This is a genomic window from Glutamicibacter sp. (genome assembly GCF_050701915.1).
Taxonomy (GTDB): domain Bacteria; phylum Actinomycetota; class Actinomycetes; order Actinomycetales; family Micrococcaceae; genus Glutamicibacter.
This window is the reverse complement of the sequence record NZ_JBOGEG010000014.1, coordinates 56,725-78,375: the sequence shown is the minus strand read 5'-3', so window position 1 is coordinate 78,375 and position 21,651 is coordinate 56,725. Positions and strand designations below refer to the sequence as shown.

Sequence of the window (21,651 nt, the reverse complement as noted above, 5' to 3'; positions counted from 1 at the left end):
CTAGTGCGGGAACTTCTCCCCGGACCACGCCAGGGCCTGGTGAGGCCGGTCATCGAACTCGGCAACCAGGTACTGGGTTTCGCATGCGCGGCACTGCCACTGTGCGGGAGTCCCAAAAGGCATCATGCATCCAGCGGTGACGTACTCGTCCTCATCGGGCATGAAGCTTGGCATCCCCCAGATGATCTTCAGCGGATTGCGTTCCCCGCATGCCGGGCAGGCAGGCTTCGCGTAGTTTCGGAGCTGTTCCAGGGTTGGCTGGTGGGCCATTTCGTGGCAGTCACTGCAAAGCAGCACAACCTCGTCGGCATGGTCCTGAATCTCCAAGCGCAGACCGTCTTGATGGGTCTGCGGCAGATGGACCGCGGGCCGAGCAGAAATTTCCCGATCGCAAATTTCGCAAAGCAGCGGTTCGTGCGGCGAGGCCTTCTGGAGGATGGCCACAACGCCAAGCACCTCATTGTCATCCGCGGACTCCGAGGGAGCGCAAGGGGCAGCGGTGACGAATATCGGGCGGGGGCGTTCGACCAGATCTCCGATGCTGCCCAGAAGTTTCTCGGCAACGGAATCTGCCAAATACTGCGAAGACCGTGGAAGTTCTGCGCCGATCATGGACTCGACCTCAGCCACTGAGATGGGGTCGGTGAAATTCGCCAAATTGGTGAAGGCGAGTTGGTCCGCCTCATCCAGGTTGGTGATTTCAAGGCTGGCAATCAATGGTGGAGTGCCCTCCAATGCCGTCAGGACGAGATCGCCTGCCCTCAGGTGTTCCTGAAAATTCCAGGGGAAGGTCTCGTTGTCCTGCCCCAGAGCCGCGGAAACCAGCGGATTTGCCTGGCGGCACCAATATACCGACTGATCCTTCGCGCGGGTGAGCAGTTCGCGATTCAATGCCGCATGGTTCGGACGGCGCAAGGGATAGTCCTGGATATCTTGCTCGGGACGCCGCATGGTGCCGGAGTACGAGTCCTGGATCCTGGTGATCAGTTCACGCCGTGTAGCGTGCGCGATGTCTTCACCGGTGGAGCCAGGGAAAAATATCATGTACAGCCCGAGCAGGTCCTGGCGATCCAGTGCTCCGAGAAACGGATCTGGTGCGTCAAGGACGTTGAAAAGTTCTTGCATGGTCCCTCCTGCATAGGTCTGCAACCCGTGGATTGCCGGTGATTGCCAAGCGTGCGATCACTATTTTTCCGGACGGGATCCTGCAAATTAATCGGAGCCATCCCAAGCCGTTCACGGTTTCGGACGGCGCATTAATTTATCCCGGTCCGGAGTCTCCAATTCGCTGCTCACCAATGTGAATGCAACATCGACAGTGCCCGTGCAGGGTAGCCTCGTTGACAGTTCCCAGCATAGATAACGTGGCAGACAGTTTGGAATGCCGGTTTTCCGTGGACATTTTGCCGCCCAGCTATTGCGCAGAACCGCGCTAGGTTCTATGGTTAGTTACATGAGTAACTAACCCACTAACTAACCTAGTGGGAATGAGCACGGAGGGGAGCCAGCATGATTGATGATTCAAAACCGATCTTCTTGCAGATTGCTGAGCTGATTGAGAACGACATCATCTCTGGTGTTCTTGCAGAAGAAGCGCAAGTTCCATCAACCAATGAATTCGCAGCGTTCTACCGGATCAATCCGGCCACAGCAGCCAAGGGGATCAACCGGCTCGTGGAAGACGGGCTGCTCTACAAGAAGCGGGGGATCGGGATGTTCGTCACCGAAGGTGCACCGCGGCGGCTACGAGAACAACGCCGCGAGAAATTCCAACAGCAATTCATCACCCCATTGACCGCAGAAGCCTCCAAGCTAGGCATCGGTCTGGATGAACTGGTCGCCATGATCAAGACCGGTTCGGATTCTTGAAACAACTCTACTAAGCAGGGAGGAACGACATGCCACGAACGACAGCAATCGCCACACGCGAGCTGAGCAAGACCTACAAGGACGTGCGAGCGCTCGATAACGTCACCCTGGATCTGGAACCTGATCGGATCTACGGGCTGCTTGGACGAAACGGGGCCGGCAAGACCACGCTCATGTCCATCCTGACCGGGCAGAACTATGCGGACCATGGCACCGCCGAAATCTACGGCCACGCCCCGTTCGAGCATGATCCGACGCTCTCGCGCATTTGCTTCATCCGCGAGTCACAGAAGTATCCCGATGACTTCAAGGTCCACCAGGCCTTCAAATCCGCAGCCCTGTTCTTCGAGAACTGGGATGAGGAACTGGCACAGGATCTTATCGAGGCATTCGCGCTGCCGACCAGGCGCAGGATCAAGAAGCTCTCCCGCGGACAACTGTCCGCGGTGGGCGTGATCATCGGCATGGCCTCGCGGGCCGACATCACTTTCTTCGATGAACCCTACCTCGGCCTGGACGCGGTAGCGCGGCAGATCTTCTATGACCGCCTCGTCGAAGACTTCGCGGAATATCCACGCACCATCGTGCTCTCCAGCCACCTGATCGACGAAGTGGCCAACCTGCTCGAACACGTCATCGTGATCGACAAGGGGCGAATCGTCATAGACTCGGATGCCGAAGAGCTGCGCGGCACAGCGATAACGGTGACTGGCGACGCCGCCAAGGTCCAGGAATTCATCGGCTCTGCGCAGGTGATCCATCGCGATGCACTCGGCGCCCTGGCCAGCGTTACCATCAAAGCCAAGCTGGAATCGGACCAGCGCGAACAAGCGAAACTCATGGGCCTGGACCTGAGCCCCGTTTCGCTGCAGCAACTGGTAGTCCGCAGCGCATTGAGCAACACCACCGCACAAGAGATCGACGAACGGACGGAGGCAAGAAAATGAACCGCATCATCAAGGTCGCCCGCATGCAACTGATCAACAAGGCAACTTTCATTGGAATCCCGCTGATGATCCTGGGAGCATCGTTCCTCTTCACACTGGCCATCTGGTGGCTGGTCCGGCGTAACGGCGGCGACGGAGGGCTGTACAGCGGTGGCGCCCAGGCGCCAATGTGGTACTTCCTGGCCCTGGGAATCCAGGCGCTGACGTTGACCTTCCCGTTCTCCATGGCCATGAGCATTTCGCGGCGTACCTTCTATCTGGGCACCGTGGCACTGTTCTCCGTATGCGCGCTAGTTCTCTCGGTGTTCTACTACCTGATTGGATTGCTGGAAGTTGCCACCGGCGGTTGGGGCATGGGCGGGCAGTTCTTCGCCCTGCAATGGATTGCGGATAACAACTGGCTGGTCCAGATCCTGTTCTACTTCGTGCTGATGGTGCTGCTGTTCATGGTCGGCTTCCTGGCAGCGACCATCTACATGAGGTGGCGCACCACGGGCATGGTGGTTTTCTTCGTCTTCTTGGGAGTTGTGGTGCTGGGAATCATCGCCCTGTTCACCTTCAGCAGTTTCTGGGACCAGTTCTGGAGCTGGGCGCTGACCTGGACCGCCGCGGGAGTCACGCTGTGGGGCGGCCTGGTTGCCCTGCTGATGGCCGGCGGATCCTATCTCACCCTGCGCAAGGCAACCGCCTAGCCGGAGGGGGAAACAAAAGATATAGGCACCGGTTCCCTTCCCGCGGGGAAAGGAACCGGTGCCTGCTTTTGCATCAAGTAGTCCAGCGACTTCGGGATAGCGTTTTGCTATTCTGCAATGACTGCCGGCGAAGGCGCTGGAGTGGCCGGTGCCGCGGCGGCAGGGGATCAACCCAGGAGAGAAGTCATGAGCGCCTCACCGACCGGAATTCGAACCGCAGACGGAGCGCTGGAATTGCGCCGCGAGTTCACCGAATCCCCGAGCAGGATCTGGCGATATCTGGCTGACCCCCAGTGCTTGGCGCTCTGGTACGGACCCTGGCAAGGGGACCCGGAGGCTGGTGCGGTAGATGTGGTGATGCTGGCCGAAGACGGATCGCCCACCGGACGAGTCCAGATCCTGCATTGCGATCCGCGCACGCACCACCTGCAGGTGCGCCTTGGAACAGGCCCTTCGGCCTGGCGGCTGGAGCTCGCGGTGGAAGCAGTGGGCGAGGGCAGTTCTCTGGTCTTCCGGATGCCAGAGCTCGACCCGCAGCTCGCCGGCTCGATCGGACCGGGCTGGGACTTCTACCTGGATCGCCTGGCAACCGCGGTGAACGGAACCGATGTCGCCAGCGTGGAATTCGAGGCCGATTACTATCCGGCGCTCAGCCAGTATTACGAGGAACTGTTCCGGCGCTGAGTTCCCGGCCCACAGGGTTCGACTCGCTCAATGCAGCCGGCTCCTGGTGTGAGATGCCCTGCCTTGCGCCGCGGCCAGTCAGGCCGCCAATAACTTGATCGATACAGGTCAAAATCGGGTATTCGGTGAACTATTGCCATGGAATCGCCCGGCGGAAACCTCGCGGCGCACCGTGCGCGGACGTCACGCATGCCGGTGCCAGCGATTAAGCGAGTAAGCTATTGGGCGTGGCATTGGACTTCACAGCAGTAGATTTTGAGACAGCAAACGGTTTTATCGGCTCCGCCTGTTCGGTGGGCCTGGTCAAGGTACGCTCCGGCCGAATCGTCGAAACCGAGCAGTGGCTCATGCAACCGCCGGCAGGTTTTGACCACTTCGACCCGCGCAACGTCTCGATCCACCACATCACCCCTGACATGGTGAGCACAGCCCCACGGGTGACCGACAGGATTCCGGACCTGCTCGAATTCATCGGATCCGATGTGCTGGTGGCCCACAACTCCTCTTTTGATTCCGGAGTGATCCGCGCGGCTTCCGAAGCTGGCGAACTTCCGGTGCCGGAAATTGCGCACTTGTGCACCGTCAAGCTCTCCCGCAAGGCCTACGATCTGCCCAGCTACTCGCTGCCGTTCGTTGCCGAAGAAGCGGGGCACCCTATCGAAAACCACCACGAAGCCCTGGCTGACGCTGTGGCCTGTGCTTGGGCGATGATCGATATTGCCCAGCGCAGCGGGCGGCAGTCCGTGTTGGAGACGGCAGACCACTATGGCGTCCGACTGAGCCTGACCCAGCCGTGGCAGCCGGGCGACGAGCTTTCCCGCGCCACCCGCGACGCCCAAGGCTGGCTGGCTGCTGGAATCCCGCTGCCATTGCAGGATTCCTTCAACAACTGGCCGCAGGAAGGGCCGAACCCGACGCCGAGCGGCAACGCGGATCCCAGCCACCCGCTGTTCGGCCAAATCATGGTGTTCACCGGCAACCTGTCCATGCCGCGCCCCAAGGCCAAGGAACTGGCCGCCGAACACGGCGCGCAGACCGCCTCGCGCGTCACCCGCGCCACCACGGCGCTGGTCGTCGGCGACGGCTTCGTCCCGGAGGATCTGGCCAACGGGCGGCTGACCAACAAGGCCAAGCATGTGCTCCGGCTGCGCGAAAAGGGCCAGCGGGTCAGCATCATCTCCGAAGGCGAGTTCATGCAGATGGTTGGCGGCTTCGGGCTGAGCGCCTAGCAAGCCGAAGAAGCCCGGCCGGCACAGATCGAATCCGTGCCGGCCGGGCTTCTGCCGTTTTCCAATGCGCGGTTCTTAGACCAGCAGCGCCATCCAGCGATCATGCAGCTCCGAGATGATGTCATCCAATGCGCTCGCGGGGCGCTCGCCGACTGCTTCGGTGCCGTAGACGGCAGCCAGCAGCGCTACGGCGTAGGCATCAACCTCGGGGTCCCGGGGGGCCTCGTCTGCGGCGGCTGCCGCAGGGGCGGCCTCGATGTCCGATTCGCCGGTCTGCTCGGAGGCATGCTCGCCGAAGTACGCGGCGTAGGCCTCTTCGGGGGACAGCGAGATGTTCTCGGCGATCCTGGTGGCCACCTCGCGCAGCGCATCGGCCGACGGGCCCTGAAGGCCAACGAGCAGCTCGGCCCATTCGCCGGCGGCGGCCTCGGAGCGTTCCATGGCCGAGCGGATGATCTTCGCTGCGGCAATGGCGGTCTTGGCCGCCTGGCCGTCGTGGGTCAGGAAGGCAGCCGAACGGGCCAGGGTTTCGGTGGTGCCCAGGGGGACCCGGGCCAGCAGCGCGGCAGTAGCGGCACGCGGCAGCACGCCGGTGGAGTCGGCGCCAGCACCGGTTGGACGGCCTGGCTGTCCCATGTCGGGGCTGTCCAGGCCGGCAAGGTTCTGCGGATCGCCGTCCAGTATCTTCTCGAAGATTTCGACGTTGGCGAATTCCTTGTCGATCCAGCGGCCCAGCGGTTGCGGGGCGCGTTCCGGGAAGGAGCCGGTGATCTTGCTGTAGCCACGCAGGGCCGCAAGCCACATGCAGGCCGCTTCGTCGCTGGAGACACCGTCGTTGGCCCATTCCAGCGCTTCCAGCAGGCCGTCGGCCAGGTAGAGCGGGAGGATTTCGGTGGCCCCGGGATCAATATCGTCACGGGCGTGGGTTGCGCCGTCGGCTAGGCCGAGGAGGATCGCAAACACCTTGTCTGAGTAGTTCTCTGGCAGGAGTGCAGTTTCACCGGTTTCATTCACATCACCATTCTAATGTCCAAGTTGTCCGCGGCATTGCATAAGGTTGGACACATGCGATTGCTTCACACCTCGGACTGGCATTTGGGACGCACCTTCCACGGGGCTTCCCTGATCGAAGCGCAGCGCGCAGTGCTGCAGGAAATCATCGATATCACCATAAATCAGCAGGTTGACGCGGTGCTGATTTCCGGTGACATCTATGACCGCGCGCTGCCGCATGTGGATGCCGTCCAGTTGTGCAACTGGGTGCTGCGCGAGCTGCGCGCCACTGGGGCCGCCATCGTGATCACCAGCGGCAACCACGACTCGGCCTCCCGACTGGGTTTCGGCGCTGAGCTATTGGACAGCGCTGGGGTGCACATCATCGCCGACCTTGAGCGCATGCTGCTGCCGGTAATCCGCGAGTCTGGCGACCACCAGGTAGCCATCTACGGCATCCCGTACCTGGAACCGCGCATGGTGATGGAACGCCTGGGCGTGGCCAAGGCCAGCCACGAAGCGGTCGTGCGTGCAGCCATAGCGCAGATCGATGAAAATCTTGCGCAACTGCGGGCAGGGGGCAAGCCGGTAGTTTCCATCGCGATGGCCCACCTGTTTGCAGCCGGCGGCATCGGCAGTGACTCGGAACGCGAACTGAGCACCGGCAACCTCGACGTGGTTCCGGCCGAGCTCTTCGAGCGCTTCGACTACTCGGCGCTGGGTCACCTGCATGGACGGCAGAAGGTCAAGGACCACGTGCGCTATTCGGGCTCTCCGCTGGCGTACTCCTTCTCGGAAGCAACGCAGCGAAAGGGCGTGTGGTTGATCGACACCAACGCCCGGGGCATAGAATCCATGCAGGAAATCCTGCTTCCGGTGCCGAAGAAATTGGCCATCCTCAAGGGCAAGCTCGCCGAGCTCCTGGCGGACCCGGAACTGGAATCCGCCGTTGATGCATGGTGCCGAGTCACGCTGACCGATAGCGAGCGCCCAGCCGACGCGATGGCAACGATTCGAACCCGATTCCCCGACACCGTGGTGCTGAACTTCGCCCCCGAAGGCGCCGACGGGAATGCCAAGCCGGCGAGCTATGCCGAGCGCATGGCCAAGGCCGCCAGCACCGAAGAGGTGGTGGGGGACTTCATGGAACATGTGCGCGAACGCGCCGCCGATGAGGCAGAACGAGAAGTCATCGACTCTGTCATCCAAGCCACCCGAGAGGCACAGGCCAGCCAGTGAGAATCCACAAACTCCGAATCCAGGCCTTCGGGCCCTTCGCAGGCACCGAAGAGATCGACTTCGATGAACTGGCCGAAGGCGGGCTGTTCCTGCTCGATGGCCCGACCGGTGCCGGCAAGTCCAGCATCCTGGATGCGATTTGCTATGCCCTATACGGTGCGTTGCCCGGAAGCCGTGCCGGCAGCCGGCAGATCCGTTCCGACCATGCCCCGGCCGGCTTGGCGCCGGAAGTGGTCTGCGAGCTGACCATCGGCGACCGGCGCTTCGAGGTCACCCGTTCGCCGGCATGGATGCGCCCATCCAAGCGCGGCAAGAACAAGACCACGGAGCAGAAGGCCGCCAGCTTCCTGCGCGAGTTCACCGGTTCGGGCTGGCAGGAACTGTCCACCCGCAACGACGAGGTGGGCCACGTCTTGGGCAGCCTGCTGGGTTTGGACCGCGAGCAGTTCACCAAGGTAGTCATGCTGCCGCAGGGCGGCTTTGCGGACTTCCTGCGGGCCAAGGCCAAGGACCGCGAGGATCTTCTGGCGAATCTCTTCGATACCAGCGGCTACGCGCGGATCGAAGATGAATTCGCCGCTCGCCTAGCCGAAGAGCGCAAGAAAACCGAGAGCCTGGAAGCACGCCTCAGCGCCAGCGAAGAGGCCATCCATTCCGCTGCCCGGGCGTTCCTCGCCGGCCGCGAAGCCATCGATGAGGTCGCCGAAGCCGATGGCACTGGCCCGGCTGCTGCGGCGGGCCCGACCAGTGCGGAACAGTTCGCCGACTATCGCCGCCGGATCGCGGCGATCCACCAGCGCTCGGCCCTCGAAGCGGCGAAGCTGCGCGCCGAGAAGACCCGCGCCCGTGAGCAGGCGCAGGCCCTGGACGAGCGCCGCCGGATCTTTGCTCGCCTGGCTGAGCTGCGCGGCATGCAGGCCAGCTATGCCCAAAAGCATGAGGCAGCGCTAGCCGCTGCTGCGCGGTTGGAAAGCGATGCCAAGGCCGGGGCGGTGCGCGCTTACCTGGCCCAGCTCCAGGAGGCCTCCGTTGCCCAGGACAAGGCCAAGGGCACCTGGCTGCAAAGCAAGCTGTGGCTTGAAACCGAACAGGGGCTGAACCCCGGCGCCACTGCTGCCGGTCTGGAACAGCTGCGCCTGCCGGCGCAGCAAGCGGCCGAGGATCTAGCGGTGGCCAAGGCGGCCCTGGAGGATGAAAAGCGTCGCGACGTGCTGGCCGCCCAGGCGCGCAAGGCCGCCGAACTGGCAGCTGCGCATGAAAAGACCCGTGGCCAGGCCGAAGCCGAAGTTGCCTTGCTGAAGGCCGAACGCGTTGCGCTGGAAGCAGGGGACCTTGACCAGGTAGCCGCCGGCGACAAGGTCCAGCAGGCCAAGGAACGCGTCCAGCAGCTGGAGTCCAGGATCCAGCATGCCACCGAGCGCGATGGCCTTGAAAAGAAGGCCCTGGCCGCACGGGAGAAATCCAGCGCACAAGAACTGGAGATTGTAGGCGCTGCCAAGTCCCTGCTTGACCTGCGGACCGAACAGCTGGCCCAGAGCGCTTTGCGATTGGCTGCCGCGCTGGAAGACGGGCAACCGTGCCTGGTCTGCGGTGCTCAAGAGCATCCCGACCCGGCCCAGGCGGATGCCGATGCGCCGCTGATCGACGATGAGCAGATCCAGGAACTGGAAGCTGCGGTGGCTGCGGCAAGAGCTGCCGGGCAGCAGGCCGCGCAAACGCGCGACACCCTGGTGGCCAAGTTGCAGACCGCCCAGGAAGCGGCGGGCGAGGCCTCGGTTGCGGACCTGCGGGCAGATCTCGCCGCGGCTCGGGGCCAGCTGGAACAAGTGCACAAGCAGCAGGGAGAAATCGCCGCCCGCGTGGCACAGCTGGATGCGGTGCGCCAGCGTACCGAGCAGCAGATGGCACGTGCATCCCGGGCGGTACTCGAGCACGCGACCGCGAAGCAGAACGCGCAGACCTTGCAAGCCCAGCTGGCGGATCTGGATGCCAAGCTGTCGCAGCTGCGCCAAGGCCAGAAGAACCTGGCCGAACTCGTGGCGCAATTGACCACGAAGTCCAATGGCTTGGCCAGTGCATTGCAGATCCTGCGTCGTTTCCTTGAAGCCGGCGAAGCGCTTCAGAAGGCCGAAGCCACCTGGAATAGCCAGCGCACGGCCGCCGGTTTCGACGATATGGCTGCCTTCGAGGCCGCCCTGCTGGAAAGCGCCGAACGCGATCGCCTGCGCCAGCTGCAGCGTGCTGATGCCGATCTGGCCAGTGCCATTGCCACGCTTCAAACTTCGGAGGACTGCCGCAAGGCCCAGGAGCTAGCTGGAGATGGCATTGACGGGCCAAGCGAAGAAGGGATTGCCGAAGCGAAGTTGCTAGCTTCCCTCGCCGAAGAACGCTTCGAAGCGGCACGGGAACAAGAAGTGCTGGCGCAGACCCAGCTGGCCCGCCATGAGCAAGCAGCCAGCGATCTTGAACGCCAGCGGGCCGAGGCGGGTCCGGTCATCGAAGCCTACCGCCGGCTGCGCGGTTTGGCTGACGTGATTCGTGGCGGGGGAGAGAACCTCTACAAGATGACGCTGAGCACCTACGTGCTGGCCGCCCGGCTGGAGGAAGTGGCCGTCGCCGCAACGCAGCGCCTGGGCATGATGTCCGGCGGGCGCTACTCGCTGCACCATGACGACTCCAAGCAGGGCAATTCCAAGTCCGGCCTGGGGCTGCAGGTGCTGGATTCGTGGACCGGGAAGCGACGTGAAACCCAGACGCTCTCCGGCGGTGAAACCTTCATGGCTTCCCTGGCTCTGGCTTTGGGCCTGGCGGATGTCATTTCGCACCACTCCGGCGCCGTGGACATGCAGACGCTCTTCGTCGATGAAGGCTTCGGTTCCCTGGATGCCGAGACGCTGGAAGAAGTCATGCAGGCGCTGGAAAACCTGCGTGCCGGGGGCCGTACCATCGGCTTGGTCTCCCACGTTGCAGAAATGAAGCAGCGCATCACCAACCGGATTTCGGTCAGCAAAACCCAGCACGGTTCCACCATAGAACGCGAAGGCACTGTGATCTTGGCTGGATAGATTGGACTTGCCCTAGGGCAGTAGCTATCTTGAAAGTAGTGCCATCAGGCATGCCTGGGAAATTTTGTGCGTCGGGGGGTGTGGGACGACGCACGCTTCGTCATGGAGTTTTGTTGACTCAGCATACTTTGTCGAAGGAAAACAATGAGGAATCCGAGAAAATGTCCGGATACTCCGCGTTAGTTCCTTTGGTAGGAGCACCTTTCCTGCCGCTTACTTTCCTTGCACGCCTCCCGCTGGCGATGCTCACCATCGGGTCGATGACCCTGGTAACTGCTACCACCGGCTCATATGCCATGGGCGGCTTGGCTGCTGCCATGGTTGGCCTGGGATCCGCCATTGGCGGCCCGAGCATTGGCTATCTGGCTGACCGGGTGGGACAGCGACCGGTCTTGACCACTATCGCGGTAATCCACACGATCCTGCTGGTCGCCCTGACGCTTTTTGGCGATTCAGGACCGGAAATGTCCGCGGCTATGCTCTCGGCCATGTGCCTGGCCACCGGTGCTACGGGCCCGCAGGTCGGACCGATGTCCCGTGTCCGCTGGATCGCGATCACCCGCCAGCAGAAGAAGAACCACAAGGTCCTTTCGGCGGCACTCAGCCTGGAATCCATGTTCGATGAACTGGGCTTCGTCTTTGGCCCGGTCGCCGTTGGCCTGCTGGCCTCCCTGGTGGATCCGGTGCTGCCGCTCTACCTTGCCGCCCTGCTGACCTTGGTGCTGGTGCCGGTCTTCGCCTCGCACCGAACCGGCCATGCGGTGAAGCCAGTGAAAACCACCGAGCATGCTCCCAAGGTCTCGATCAGCGGCGCGCAGGTTGCCGCGATCGGTGCCTTGGTCCTGGGCATGATGGCGCTGGGCACGGTTTTCGGTTCCTCGGCAGCCGGTACCCTGGCCTTTGCCGGCGCGCAGGGCGACTCGAACTCCGGTGGCCTGCTCTATGGCGCCATGGGCTTCTCCAGCGCGATTGCCGCGATCTCCGTTGCCGCGTGGCCGCAGGCGTTCAAGCAGATCAACCGCTGGATCCTGTGCGGCGCAGCGCTGACCGTGCTCAGCTTCGGGCTGCATATGGCCGGCAATGTCCCGCTGATGCTGGTTGCCCTGTTCATCGCAGGCTTTGCCGTGGGGCCGGTGATCGTCACGGTAATGACCCTGGGCGGCGAAGTCGCTCCACCTCAGCGCCTGTCCACCGTGATGACCATGCTCTCTGCCGGCATCGTTGTGGGAACCGCGATCGGAAACGGCTTGGCCGGCGTCTTCGCTGAAACATTGGGGTATCTCGGAGCCTTCTGGGTCTCCACCGGTGGGGCACTGGTGATCTTCCTGGCCGCGGTGGCGATGAAGATCGTTGTAGCGAAGTCGCCGTCGCTGGCCCGTGTCCGCTAGGGCAAGAACTCTGCGAACCAGGCCGGCGGCCAATATGGCTGGATAAGAAGAATCCCGTTGCCCCCTCGCCTAACAGGTGAAGGGCAACGGGATTTAGTTCCCAGCCGGGAATTGCTAGTGCGCGAGCTTTTCGCTGATGCGCGCCGCGGCGTGCTTGAGTTCCTCGATCATGCGCTCGTAGCTGCCTACCGTGCTGATGGCAAAGACTACGGCCAAGGCTGCCGGGGTTTGCCCGGAATGCTGGATCGGAACGGCAATGGACGTCACGCCCTGGATGACTTCATTCTCACTGGTGGCAAAGCCGTCAACCCGGGCCGCGATGGCAGCTTCGCGGTACTCGATTCCCGTGTCCAGCCCATCCCACTCGGCCTTGGTGTAGCGCGACTGGATCGCGATACCGGCAGCTCCCACGTCCATGCCGTGCACCGAGCCCGGGCGGTGGACAATCGCGCGCTGGGAGTTCAACGGGGAGACCGACTGCAAGGTGGTGCACAAATCGTGTTCCCAGACGGCTACGAAAGTAGTCATCGAGAGCTCGTTAGCCAGGGCGGTGAGTTCCGGGGTGGCGGCCGCCTGCAGGTCGCGCTGGACCGAACGGGCGAGCACGGCCAAGCCGGAAGCGGAACGGATATGCCCGGCCTCATCGCGGTTGAGCAGGTGATGCTGCTCCAGGGTGCGGATGATGCGGTAGGCAATGGAGCGGTGGACTTCCAGTTTCGCGGCGATTTCCGCGATGGAAAGATTCACCGGGGAATTGGCGACGATTTCAAGGACGCGGATTCCACGCGAAAGCGTCTGGGAGGTAGGCATTGTTCTTCAATCTGGCGTGCGGCGCTGCTGGAACGTCGTCGAAGGCCTTCGTAGTGAGCCTGGGGGACCAAGAGGTCCGTGATCTATATGCGATTTTAGTCGTTCTCTATTAGAACACCGAATTCCCGGGCTATTGCGGGGAAAGCGCCTGGCTGAACATGGTCATGATTTGGATAGATCTTGTGATCTGCTTCACTCGGGCATATGATGGTGTGCGACATAAACCGTCCGAACGGTCGGTAAACAACTCGCAAAAGGTCAACACATGTCATCGACTGTCACTCGCACCCAGGAGGAGCGCCGGGTTCTTGCCGGTACCCTGGTGGGCACCACCATTGAGTGGTACGACTTCTTCATCTTCGCCCAGCTCACCGCGACCCTGCTGACCCCGCTGTTCCTCGAGCCCCTGGGCCAGTCGAATCCGGGTGTCGCGCAGATCCTATCGTTCGCTATGATCGGCATCTCCTTCTTCTTCCGTCCCCTGGGCGCAGTGGTTGCCGGCCACCTGGGCGACCGCTATGGACGCAAGCGCATCCTGGTGCTCACCCTGATCCTCATGGGCGTTGCCACCGCGGCCATTGGCCTGCTGCCAACCTACGCGTCCATTGGCGTGGCCGCGCCGATCCTGCTGGTGCTCCTGCGCGTGATCCAGGGCTTCTCGGCCGGTGGCGAATGGGGCGGTGCAGCCTTGATGGCGGTAGAGCACGCACCGAAGAACCGCCGCGGCTATTTTGGCGCCTACCCGCAGATCGGTGTGCCGATCGGCATGATCCTGGCTACCGGCCTGCTGTACATCCTGCGCGTTGCCATGAGCCCGGAAGCATTCGCCGCATGGGGCTGGCGCATTCCGTTCCTGCTCTCCATTGCACTGATCTTCGTGGGCTACATGATCCGCCGTGCGGTTGAGGAATCCCCGGTCTTCAAGCAGCTCGCCCAGCGCAAGGCTTCCGAGCACACCCCGCTGCGCGAGCTGATGACCGGCCACACCAAGCAGGTCCTGCAAGCTGCGCTGATCTTCATCTCGAACAACGCCGCCGGCTACCTGGTGATCGCGTTCTTCATTTCCTACACCACCAAGGTCCTTGGGATGCCGGTGGCGCCGATCCTCCTGGCTACGACCATCGGTTCGGTGGGCTGGCTGATCTTCACCCTGGTCGGCGGGTGGCTCTCGGATAAGATCGGGCGCCGCAATACCTTCGTGATCGGCTATGCGCTGGTGTTCGTCTGGATGATCCCGATGTTCCTGATGGTCGACACCGGGAACATCGTGCTGTACACCATTGCGATCTTCGTGCTGACCGTTGGCCTGGGGTTGTCCTACGGCCCGCAGTCGGCAATGTACGCGGAGATGTTCCCGGCGCAGATCCGCTACTCGGGCATCTCCATCGGCTACGCCATCGGTGCCATCCTCGGCGGCGCCTTCGCGGCCACCGTGGCGCAGATCCTGCTGGAAACCACGGGCGCTTCGATCTCGATTGCCATCTACATCATGGTGCTGACCGTGATCTCTGTGGCAGCGGTGCTGTGGGTTGGCGAAACCCGCGGACGCAACCTGCACTTGGAAGAGGTCGAAGGCGAGCAGGCTGGCGCCGCTCACCTCGGCTAACCGCTAAGCGCACGGCAATGCCCGCGTGTTCCGATGGCCAGCAGGCCAGAGGAATACGCGGGCATTTACGCGTCTGCGGGGGGAGGAGGGGAAAACTTTTGATCCAAGGGCGGAACCGAGTGTGCGTGCGCGGAACCTGGTCGAAGAACTAGGCCGGACTTGTGGTGGAGGAACGCACAATCAGCCGATGATTCAATTCATGGGCCTGTGCCGGCTCTTCACCGCGAATCGCACGCAGCAGCATGGCAACCGCCAGCTGCCCTTGTTCATGCGGCCGCTGCTCCACCGTGGTCAAGCCAAAGAGCTCGGCAAGATCGTGGTTATCCACGCCAATTACCGACAGGTCGCGAGGCAATTGCAAGCCCAGATCGCGGGCGGCCAGAATCGCGCCGATTGCCATCTCATCGCTGGCGGCAAAGACCGCGGTAGGCCGGGAAGCAGGATTGCCCAGTAGCTGCTTGGCCACCGCATAGCCCTGGGTCATGGAGAAATCGGCGCTCACGATCAGCGACTCATCGATAGGCAACCCTGCCTGCTCCAGCGCCTGCTCGTACCCGGCGCGGCGGTGGGTGGGAATCATGAAGTCCACATCGGTTTCCGCGTTGCCGCCAATAAAGCCAATGCGTTCATGGCCCAAAGAAATCAGGTGCCCGGTGGCCAGAGCCGAAATCGCTTCATCATTCACGTGCAGCGTTGGCACCCCTGGAAGCGGGCCGCCGACGCCAACCAATGGCTTGTCCACAGCCAGCAAGGCCTGGACCTCCTCATCGGCTAATTCGACGTTGACCGCGATTACCGCGTCAACGCGCTGGCGCAGCAGGAAATCGGAGAAGACCTTCTCGCGCTGGGCACGGTCCTGGGTCAGCTGGTAAAGGGTGGTGTCGTAGCCCTCATCCATCAGCCGGCTGGAAATGCCTTCCAGCACGCAGGCATAGAACCAGTGGTTGATCACCGGAACGAGCACACCGATATTGCGGGTGCGCCCCGAAGCCAGACCGGATGCAGAAGAAGAGACCACATAGCCCAATTCGGCGGCGGCGCGCTGCACTGCCTCCTGCGCGGCAGCTGAGACCGAACCACGTCCAGATAATGCTCGTGAGACGGTGGCAATGGATACTCCAGCGGCTTGTGCGACGTCTTTGATCCCGGCCACTTCTCTTCCTTCCTTCACGGGTGAAGCCGTGGCTGGGGGAAATGCTTCCCATAGCCACGGCTACTGCCCAACAATACCCGGTGCGGCTGCTGCCGGTATTCTCAGTTACCGACTAGTCCAGCTGGAACCAGATGGTGGTTTCGCCCGGAATCATTCCAGCTTCGGCCGAATCCAGCTCCTGGCTGCGCACCAGCTCGGTGGCTGCCTGCGCCTCAGCTGGCAATGGCAGCGGGGTCTGTGCGTAATTGGCTACCACCAGCACGTTGCCGTTGGCGAAGGCCAGGACATCGTCCTCGGTGCCTTCGACCCAGTTCAGCGAACCGGTGCCCAGTGCATGATCCTGGCGCAGCTGCAGCAGGCGGCGGTACAGGTTCAGCGTGGAGGACTTGTCATCAACCTGCGCGTCGCGGGCGTAGGAATCCCAGTTCGCTGGCTGCGGCAACCAGCTTTCGCCGCTGTCACTGAAGCCATAGGCAGGCTTGCCGCTTTCCCATGGAAGCGGCACACGGCAACCGTCACGGCCATAGCGTTCGCCGTTGGTACGGAACCAGGTTGGGTCCTGGCGTGCTTCATCTGGCAGGTCGATGGCTTCTGGCAGACCCAGTTCCTCGCCCTGGTAGATGTAGGCGCCACCCGGAAGGGCAAGCATCAGCGAGCTCGAAGCACGCGCACGGCGCAAGCCGACTTCAGGTGCTGGCAGGTTTGGAGTGCGCGGGCCGATGCCATCACCCTGCGGGTTATCGGCGCTCAAAGCCAAACGGGTGGCGTGGCGCACCACGTCATGGTTGGAGAGCACCCAGGTGCTCGGGGCTCCGACCTTGCCGAATTCTTCCAGGGACTCATCGATGGTGTGGCGGATCTGCTGGGCATCGAAGTCGCAGGAGAGGTACGGGAAATTGAATGCCTGGTGCATTTCGTCATTGCGAACCCACTTGGCCATCAAGGACAGGGGCTTGACCCAGGCCTCGGCGCAGAGCACGCGATTGCCCTCGTATTCGTCCATGACTTTGCGCCAGTCGCGGTAGATCTCGTGCACGCCTTCCTGGCCCCACCATGGAGCCAGTTCCTCGGTGCCGCCCATGGATGCGGCGGTGGGGTCCGGGGTGAAGTCCGGAAGCCCATCGGCCTTGATCAATCCGTGGGCCACGTCGACGCGGAAGCCATCGGTGCCGCGGTCCAGCCAGAAGCGCAGGACATCGCGGAACATTGCGCGTACTTCCTCGTTGTGCCAGTTGAAGTCCGGCTGCGAGGAATCGAAGATGTGCAGGTAGGACTGGCCGGTGCTGCCATCAGCATTTTTGGTTTCGGTCCACATCGGGCCGCCGAAGACGGATTCCCAGTTATTCGGGTGGCCGGTTTCCGGGGTGTCCTTGAAGACGAAGCGATCGCGTTCAGGAGAGCCCGGAGCTGCCTTGAGTGCGGCCTGGAACCATGGGTGCTGGTCCGAGCAATGGTTAGGGACCAGGTCGATGATGACGCGCAACCCCAGTTCGTGGGCTCGGGCCACCATCGTGTCGAAGTCTTCCAAGGTTCCGAACAGCGGATCAATGTCGCAGTAGTTCGAGACATCGTAGCCGCCGTCCTTCTGCGGGGACGTGAAGAATGGCGAGAGCCAAATGGCGTCGACCGAAAGCTGAGCGATGCTTTCCAGGCGCTGGGTGATGCCACGCAGGTCGCCCATGCCATCGCCATTGGAATCGGCGAAGGAACGCGGGTAGATCTGGTAGATCACCGAGGAGCGCCACCACTGGGAATCTTCGGGCTGCACAGGGGAATCTGCTGTGGAAGGAATTGAAGTCATGACGGTAACGATAAATGATTCCACGAAGAATGTAAACGTTTGCAATTTTTCTTGCAGATAGACCTCGATGTGAGGTCTTGTCTATATTCACTGGGTGTTTGAAACTGATTTCATCGGCGTTCTTGTCAATTTCCATGATCTGTGACACGCTGTAAACGCTTACAATAAATGTGTAGCTCGCATCACACTTAGACCCGACCGGCGAAAAAGCGGAACACGCTGCCAGACAGCTCCCTCAGGACGCAGTTGTCACGAAAGGACATCCCATGAAGGTGAATAAGAACCCTTGGCTTCTCGGCGGAGCGCTCACGGCCATTGCCGCACTCTCGCTCACCGCTTGCGGCGGGTCTGGCTCCAACGCGCCAGCAGCTTCCTCCAGCCCCGCAGCGGCTGAATCCTCGCCAGCTGCGGCCTCCGGCGGCAAGCTGACCGTGTGGGTGGATGCTAACCGCGAGCCAGTGCTCAAGGAAGCGGCAGCTGACTTCGAGAAGCAGTCCGGGGTCAAGGTTGACCTCGTGATCAAGGACTTCTCCAAGATCCAGGAAGACTTCCTGCGCCAGGTTCCAACCGGCAAGGGACCGGATATCACCATCGGTGCCCACGACTGGCTGGGCAACCTGGTCAACAACGGCGTAGTCCAGCCAGTTGAGCTGGGCGACAAGGCCGGCGAATTCCAGGACGTCGCCGTGAACGCGATGAGCTACGAAGGCAACACCTACGGCGTTCCCTACGCCACCGAGAACCTGGCCCTGCTGCGCAATGCGGATCTGGTCAAGGAAGCTCCCAAGACCTTCGATGACATGATTGCCGCCGGCGAAAAGGCCGACACCGAATTCCCATTCCTGGTCCAGGTCTCTGACGTAGGCGATCCATTCCATGCCTACCCATTCCAGACCTCCTTCGGCGCACCGGTCTTCGGCACCGATGAGTCCGGGGCCTACGACCCGGCAGACCTGCAGATCGGCAATGAAGGCGGCATTGAGTTCGCCAAGTGGCTGGCTGAAGAAGGCGAAGAAGGCAACCTGAAGACCTCCATAGATGGCGATATCGCCAAGGAGAAGTTCGTCTCCGGAGACTCGCCGTTCTTCCTGACCGGACCATGGAACGTTGAAGCAGCTGAAGATGCTGATATCAACCTGGAAATCGATCCGATCCCGTCGGCCGGTGGCGAAGAAGCCCAGCCATTCGTAGCCGTTCAGGGCTTCTTCGTTTCCGCGAAGACCGAGAACCTGCTGGCCGCTACCGAATTCCTGACCAACTACATCGGCACCGAAGAAGTCCAGACCGAACTGTACGAGGTTGGCAACCGCCCGCCGGCAAACAAGGCGGCTTTCGAAGCGGCCAAGTCCGATGAAACCATCGCTGCTTTCGGCGAGGTCGGCGCCAACGGCGTGCCGATGCCGAACATCCCGGAAATGGCTGCCGTATGGGAGTTCTGGGGCGTAGCAGAGGCCGAGATCATCACCGGCAAGGCTGATCCGGCCAAGCGCTGGAAGCAGATGGCCTCGGACATCGAAAAGGCCATCTCCAAGTAGCATCGCCTGCCACCAGGCACAACGATGCGCGCTGGGGCCGGGAGGAAAACCTCCGGGCCCCAGCGCCTTCAACTCACCAGCGCTAACTGCACTTGATCGACAGGGACATCTGGAAGATGACAAAGACTGCCCGCCAGGGGCCGCAACCCGGCACCGAGGAGACGAAGCCCAAGCTGTCACCGACAGCCAGGCGCTTCGCCAACGCCACCAACACCTCCATTGGCGCCATGCTCGCCAAGATCATCCTGGTGGCGATCGTCGATGCGACCGCACTCTTCGCGGTCTTCACCGCACTGGGGCGCGAGGCCTGGGTGATCGCCTCGGTGATTGCGGCCATTGCCGTGCTGATCAACGTGGTCTATTTCAAGCGCGGATGGCTGCCGGCAAAGTACCTGCTGCCGGGCACCATCTTCCTGCTGATCTTCCAGGTCTTCGTGATCGGCTACACCGGGTACATTGCCTTCACCAACTACGGTTCGGGGCACAACTCGGATAAGGCCGACGCGATCAGCGCACTGCTCCAATCCAACCAGAACCGCGTCGAGGGATCAGCCGGTTACCCGGTGTCCATCCTCGAGGGGCAAGACGGGCTGGCGATGCTCATTGAGCGCGACGGCCAGCAGCTGCTCGGCGACGCGGATGATCCTTTTGCCCCGGTAGACCCGGCTGGCCTGGGGGACTACTCCGAACTGGCTTTCGCCGATTTGCTGGGCCGCCAGCAGGAGGTCACCTCGCTGGCCGTTCCGGCCAGCGAAAACCCGGCAGATGGCACCTTGCGCACCAGCGATGGCCGCACCGCCTACCAGTACACCTCCTCCATCAAGCACGACGAAGCCTCGGACACCATGACCGATCAGGAGACCGGCGTGGTTTACAGGGACACCGGCGTGGGCGCGTATACCGCGCAGGACGGCTCGCAACTGATGCCCGGCTGGTCCATCAACGTGGGCTTCGAGAACTTCACCCGTGCCGTTACCGACTCGTCGATCCGCAATGCCCTGTTCTCTGTCACCGTGTGGACCTTCGCCTTCGCCTTCCTTTCGGTGGCGACCACCTTCTTCCTCGGGCTGTTCCTGGCGATTGTCTTCAACGACATGCGCATGAAGGGCCGGAAGATCTACCGCGTCATCTCGATCCTCCCTTATGCATTCCCTGCGTTCCTGGGCGGGTTGGTCTGGGCCGGCATGCTCAACCGCGACTTCGGGTTCGTCAACCAGGTGCTCCTGGGCGGAGCTCAGATCCCTTGGCTGACCGACCCGTGGCTGGCGAAGTTCTCCGTGCTCTGGGTGAACCTGTGGCTCGGATTCCCGTACATGTTCCTGGTCTGCACCGGGGCACTGCAGTCCATTCCGAATGAACTCTCCGAAGCGGCCACCATCGATGGGGCGAAGCCTTTCCAGATCTTCCGATTGATCAAGCTGCCGCTGCTGCTGGTCTCGGTGGCTCCGCTGCTGATCAGCTCCTTCGCGTTCAACTTCAACAACTTCAACGTGATCTACATGCTCACCGAAGGCGGGCCGCGCATGCAGGATGCAGGATTGAACGTGGGATCCACCGACATCCTGATCTCGATGGTCTACAAGGTGGCGTTCGTTGGCTCCCAGCGCGACTACGGCCTGGCCAGCGCCTTCTCCATCATCATCTTCGTCATCGTCGCGATTATCTCGATTATCAGTTTCAAGCAGACCAAGGCACTGGAGGAGCTGAACTAATGAGCACCGAAATCACCGGCAGGCCGGTAGCCCGCGCATCCAAGGGGCGCGCCGGGCGCCAGGGCTTGGGCAAATGGTTCGCCGCCACCGGCTGGCGCCACCTGATCGGCGTGGCCCTGTGCATCTATGCGGCCTTCCCGCTGCTCTACGTGCTCTCGGCCTCGCTGAACCCCAACGGAACCCTGCTTTCCTCCAACGGATTCTTCAGCACCATCGGCTTCAACAGCTATGTGGAGCTGTTCCAGAACCAGCAGCGTCCCTTCGGTGCCTGGTTCATCAACACCTTGGTGATCGGCCTGACCACGGCGGCCGCCTCGGTGTTCCTCGGCGCACTGGCTGCCTACAGCTTCTCGCGGATGCGCTTCACCGGCCGCCGCGTGGGCCTGGTCAGCTTGCTGATTGTGCAGATCTTCCCGCAGCTGCTGGCCGTGGTGGCAATCTTCATCCTGCTTACCTCGCTGGGCGATGTTTTCCCGGTATTGGGCATCGACAACCAGATCGCATTGATCATGGTGTACCTGGGCGGCGCACTGGGCGTGAACACCTACCTGATGTACGGCTTCTTCAACACCGTTCCGGTGGAAATCGATGAAGCGGCGAAGATCGACGGTGCTGGCCACGCCCGCATCTTCTTCACCATGATCCTGCGCCTGGTGGCACCGATCCTGGCCGTGGTTGGCCTGCTGTCCTTCATCTCCAGCACCTCGGACTTCGTGATCGCCTCGGTCATCCTGGTCTCCCCGGAGAACCAGACGCTGGCCGTGGGCCTGTACTCCTACGTCTCGGAGGAGTTCACCTCCAACTGGTCGGTCTTCGCTGCCGGTGCGGTGCTGGCAGCGATCCCGGTGATGGCGTTGTTCCTGTTCTTGCAGAAGTACATCGTCGGCGGCCTGACCGCCGGCGCAGGCAAGTAGCCGGCAGCACCTCG

17 protein-coding genes are annotated in these 21,651 nt (G+C 62.0%); 12 read left to right on the top strand and 5 right to left on the bottom strand.

The genetic code is table 11. The features are described 5' to 3' along the window. Positions 1-1,125 (bottom strand): hypothetical protein, encoded by a 1,125-nt coding sequence (locus ACRDT3_RS10280; protein WP_431492895.1) that lies wholly within the window; start codon positions 1,123-1,125, stop codon positions 1-3. 384 nt (positions 1,126-1,509) lie between these two features. Between ACRDT3_RS10280 and ACRDT3_RS10275 the strand changes: the two genes are divergently transcribed. The 5 genes from ACRDT3_RS10275 to ACRDT3_RS10255 all read left to right on the top strand — a co-directional run bounded on the left by ACRDT3_RS10275 (position 1,510) and on the right by ACRDT3_RS10255 (position 5,421). Continuing rightward, positions 1,510-1,869: a GntR family transcriptional regulator gene (locus tag ACRDT3_RS10275; protein WP_181148913.1), complete on the top strand. Its 360-nt coding sequence runs from the start codon at positions 1,510-1,512 to the stop codon at positions 1,867-1,869. Positions 1,870-1,898: 29 nt separating this feature from the next. Further along, the gene (locus ACRDT3_RS10270) at positions 1,899-2,816 is read left to right on the top strand and encodes an ABC transporter ATP-binding protein (RefSeq protein ID WP_431492894.1); all 918 of its coding nucleotides are present in this window, start codon (positions 1,899-1,901) and stop codon (positions 2,814-2,816) included. Then, a complete protein-coding gene (locus ACRDT3_RS10265) occupies positions 2,813-3,508 on the top strand; it encodes a hypothetical protein (protein ID WP_431492893.1) in 696 nt (231 codons plus the stop codon). The genes ACRDT3_RS10270 and ACRDT3_RS10265 overlap by 4 nt, the downstream gene beginning before the upstream one ends. 186 nt (positions 3,509-3,694) lie before the next feature. After that, positions 3,695-4,192: an SRPBCC family protein gene (locus tag ACRDT3_RS10260; protein ID WP_431492892.1), complete on the top strand. Its 498-nt coding sequence runs from the start codon at positions 3,695-3,697 to the stop codon at positions 4,190-4,192. 227 nt (positions 4,193-4,419) lie between these two features. After that, positions 4,420-5,421 carry an exonuclease domain-containing protein gene (locus tag ACRDT3_RS10255; protein ID WP_431492891.1) on the top strand — a complete coding sequence of 334 codons (1,002 nt, stop codon included), beginning with the start codon at positions 4,420-4,422 and terminating at the stop codon, positions 5,419-5,421. 75 nt (positions 5,422-5,496) lie between these two features. On the opposite strand, the gene ACRDT3_RS10250 is transcribed toward ACRDT3_RS10255, so the two are convergent. Beyond that, positions 5,497-6,435, bottom strand: coding sequence for a hypothetical protein (locus ACRDT3_RS10250; RefSeq protein WP_431492890.1), 939 nt, complete (start codon positions 6,433-6,435; stop codon positions 5,497-5,499). Between the two features lie 51 nt (positions 6,436-6,486). Between ACRDT3_RS10250 and ACRDT3_RS10245 the strand changes: the two genes are divergently transcribed. The 3 genes from ACRDT3_RS10245 to ACRDT3_RS10235 all read left to right on the top strand — a co-directional run bounded on the left by ACRDT3_RS10245 (position 6,487) and on the right by ACRDT3_RS10235 (position 12,106). Next, entirely contained in the window at positions 6,487-7,653 is a 1,167-nt protein-coding gene (locus tag ACRDT3_RS10245; protein ID WP_431492889.1) for an exonuclease SbcCD subunit D C-terminal domain-containing protein, read from the top strand. Continuing rightward, positions 7,650-10,718, top strand: coding sequence for an AAA family ATPase (locus ACRDT3_RS10240; RefSeq protein WP_431492888.1), 3,069 nt, complete (start codon positions 7,650-7,652; stop codon positions 10,716-10,718). The genes ACRDT3_RS10245 and ACRDT3_RS10240 overlap by 4 nt, the downstream gene beginning before the upstream one ends. A 113-nt stretch (positions 10,719-10,831) precedes the next feature. After that, positions 10,832-12,106 (top strand): MFS transporter, encoded by a 1,275-nt coding sequence (locus ACRDT3_RS10235; protein ID WP_431492887.1) that lies wholly within the window; start codon positions 10,832-10,834, stop codon positions 12,104-12,106. A 114-nt stretch (positions 12,107-12,220) separates the two neighbouring features. On the opposite strand, the gene ACRDT3_RS10230 is transcribed toward ACRDT3_RS10235, so the two are convergent. Then, on the bottom strand, positions 12,221-12,916 hold the full coding sequence (locus ACRDT3_RS10230) for an IclR family transcriptional regulator (RefSeq protein ID WP_431492886.1): 696 nt from the start codon (positions 12,914-12,916) through the stop codon (positions 12,221-12,223). A gap of 265 nt (positions 12,917-13,181) precedes the next feature. Here ACRDT3_RS10230 and ACRDT3_RS10225 point away from each other — a divergent pair, with 265 nt between their 5' ends. After that, the gene (locus tag ACRDT3_RS10225; RefSeq protein WP_431492885.1) at positions 13,182-14,522 is read left to right on the top strand and encodes an MFS transporter; all 1,341 of its coding nucleotides are present in this window, start codon (positions 13,182-13,184) and stop codon (positions 14,520-14,522) included. A gap of 148 nt (positions 14,523-14,670) precedes the next feature. Here the strand turns inward: ACRDT3_RS10225 and ACRDT3_RS10220 are convergent, their stop codons facing one another. Both ACRDT3_RS10220 and ACRDT3_RS10215 read right to left on the bottom strand, forming a co-directional pair. Next, positions 14,671-15,675 (bottom strand): LacI family DNA-binding transcriptional regulator, encoded by a 1,005-nt coding sequence (locus ACRDT3_RS10220; protein ID WP_431492884.1) that lies wholly within the window; start codon positions 15,673-15,675, stop codon positions 14,671-14,673. A 112-nt stretch (positions 15,676-15,787) separates the two neighbouring features. Next, on the bottom strand, positions 15,788-17,476 hold the full coding sequence (locus tag ACRDT3_RS10215; protein WP_417364711.1) for a glycoside hydrolase family 13 protein: 1,689 nt from the start codon (positions 17,474-17,476) through the stop codon (positions 15,788-15,790). Between the two features lie 266 nt (positions 17,477-17,742). Between ACRDT3_RS10215 and ACRDT3_RS10210 the strand changes: the two genes are divergently transcribed. From ACRDT3_RS10210 to ACRDT3_RS10200, 3 genes are all read left to right on the top strand, one after another. Further along, positions 17,743-19,011 (top strand): sugar ABC transporter substrate-binding protein, encoded by a 1,269-nt coding sequence (locus tag ACRDT3_RS10210; protein WP_431492883.1) that lies wholly within the window; start codon positions 17,743-17,745, stop codon positions 19,009-19,011. A gap of 116 nt (positions 19,012-19,127) precedes the next feature. Continuing rightward, positions 19,128-20,723, top strand: coding sequence for an ABC transporter permease subunit (locus tag ACRDT3_RS10205; protein WP_431492882.1), 1,596 nt, complete (start codon positions 19,128-19,130; stop codon positions 20,721-20,723). After that, positions 20,723-21,637 (top strand): sugar ABC transporter permease, encoded by a 915-nt coding sequence (locus tag ACRDT3_RS10200; RefSeq protein WP_431492881.1) that lies wholly within the window; start codon positions 20,723-20,725, stop codon positions 21,635-21,637. Before ACRDT3_RS10205 ends, ACRDT3_RS10200 begins: the two co-directional genes overlap by 1 nt. The last annotated feature ends 14 nt before the right edge of the window (positions 21,638-21,651 follow it).

Bases quoted from the DNA above. Each gene is read 5' to 3' on its own strand.
- ACRDT3_RS10280 (WP_431492895.1), bottom strand. From the start codon at position 1,125: ATGCAAGAACTTTTCAACGTCCTTGACGCACCAGATCCGTTTCTCGGA.
- ACRDT3_RS10275 (WP_181148913.1), top strand. From the start codon at position 1,510: ATGATTGATGATTCAAAACCGATCTTCTTGCAGATTGCTGAGCTGATT.
- ACRDT3_RS10270 (WP_431492894.1), top strand. From the start codon at position 1,899: ATGCCACGAACGACAGCAATCGCCACACGCGAGCTGAGCAAGACCTAC.
- ACRDT3_RS10265 (WP_431492893.1), top strand. From the start codon at position 2,813: ATGAACCGCATCATCAAGGTCGCCCGCATGCAACTGATCAACAAGGCA.
- ACRDT3_RS10260 (WP_431492892.1), top strand. From the start codon at position 3,695: ATGAGCGCCTCACCGACCGGAATTCGAACCGCAGACGGAGCGCTGGAA.
- ACRDT3_RS10245 (WP_431492889.1), top strand. From the start codon at position 6,487: ATGCGATTGCTTCACACCTCGGACTGGCATTTGGGACGCACCTTCCAC.
- ACRDT3_RS10230 (WP_431492886.1), bottom strand. From the start codon at position 12,916: ATGCCTACCTCCCAGACGCTTTCGCGTGGAATCCGCGTCCTTGAAATC.
- ACRDT3_RS10225 (WP_431492885.1), top strand. From the start codon at position 13,182: ATGTCATCGACTGTCACTCGCACCCAGGAGGAGCGCCGGGTTCTTGCC.
- ACRDT3_RS10215 (WP_417364711.1), bottom strand. From the start codon at position 17,476: ATGACTTCAATTCCTTCCACAGCAGATTCCCCTGTGCAGCCCGAAGAT.
- ACRDT3_RS10210 (WP_431492883.1), top strand. From the start codon at position 17,743: ATGAAGGTGAATAAGAACCCTTGGCTTCTCGGCGGAGCGCTCACGGCC.
- ACRDT3_RS10205 (WP_431492882.1), top strand. From the start codon at position 19,128: ATGACAAAGACTGCCCGCCAGGGGCCGCAACCCGGCACCGAGGAGACG.
- ACRDT3_RS10200 (WP_431492881.1), top strand. From the start codon at position 20,723: ATGAGCACCGAAATCACCGGCAGGCCGGTAGCCCGCGCATCCAAGGGG.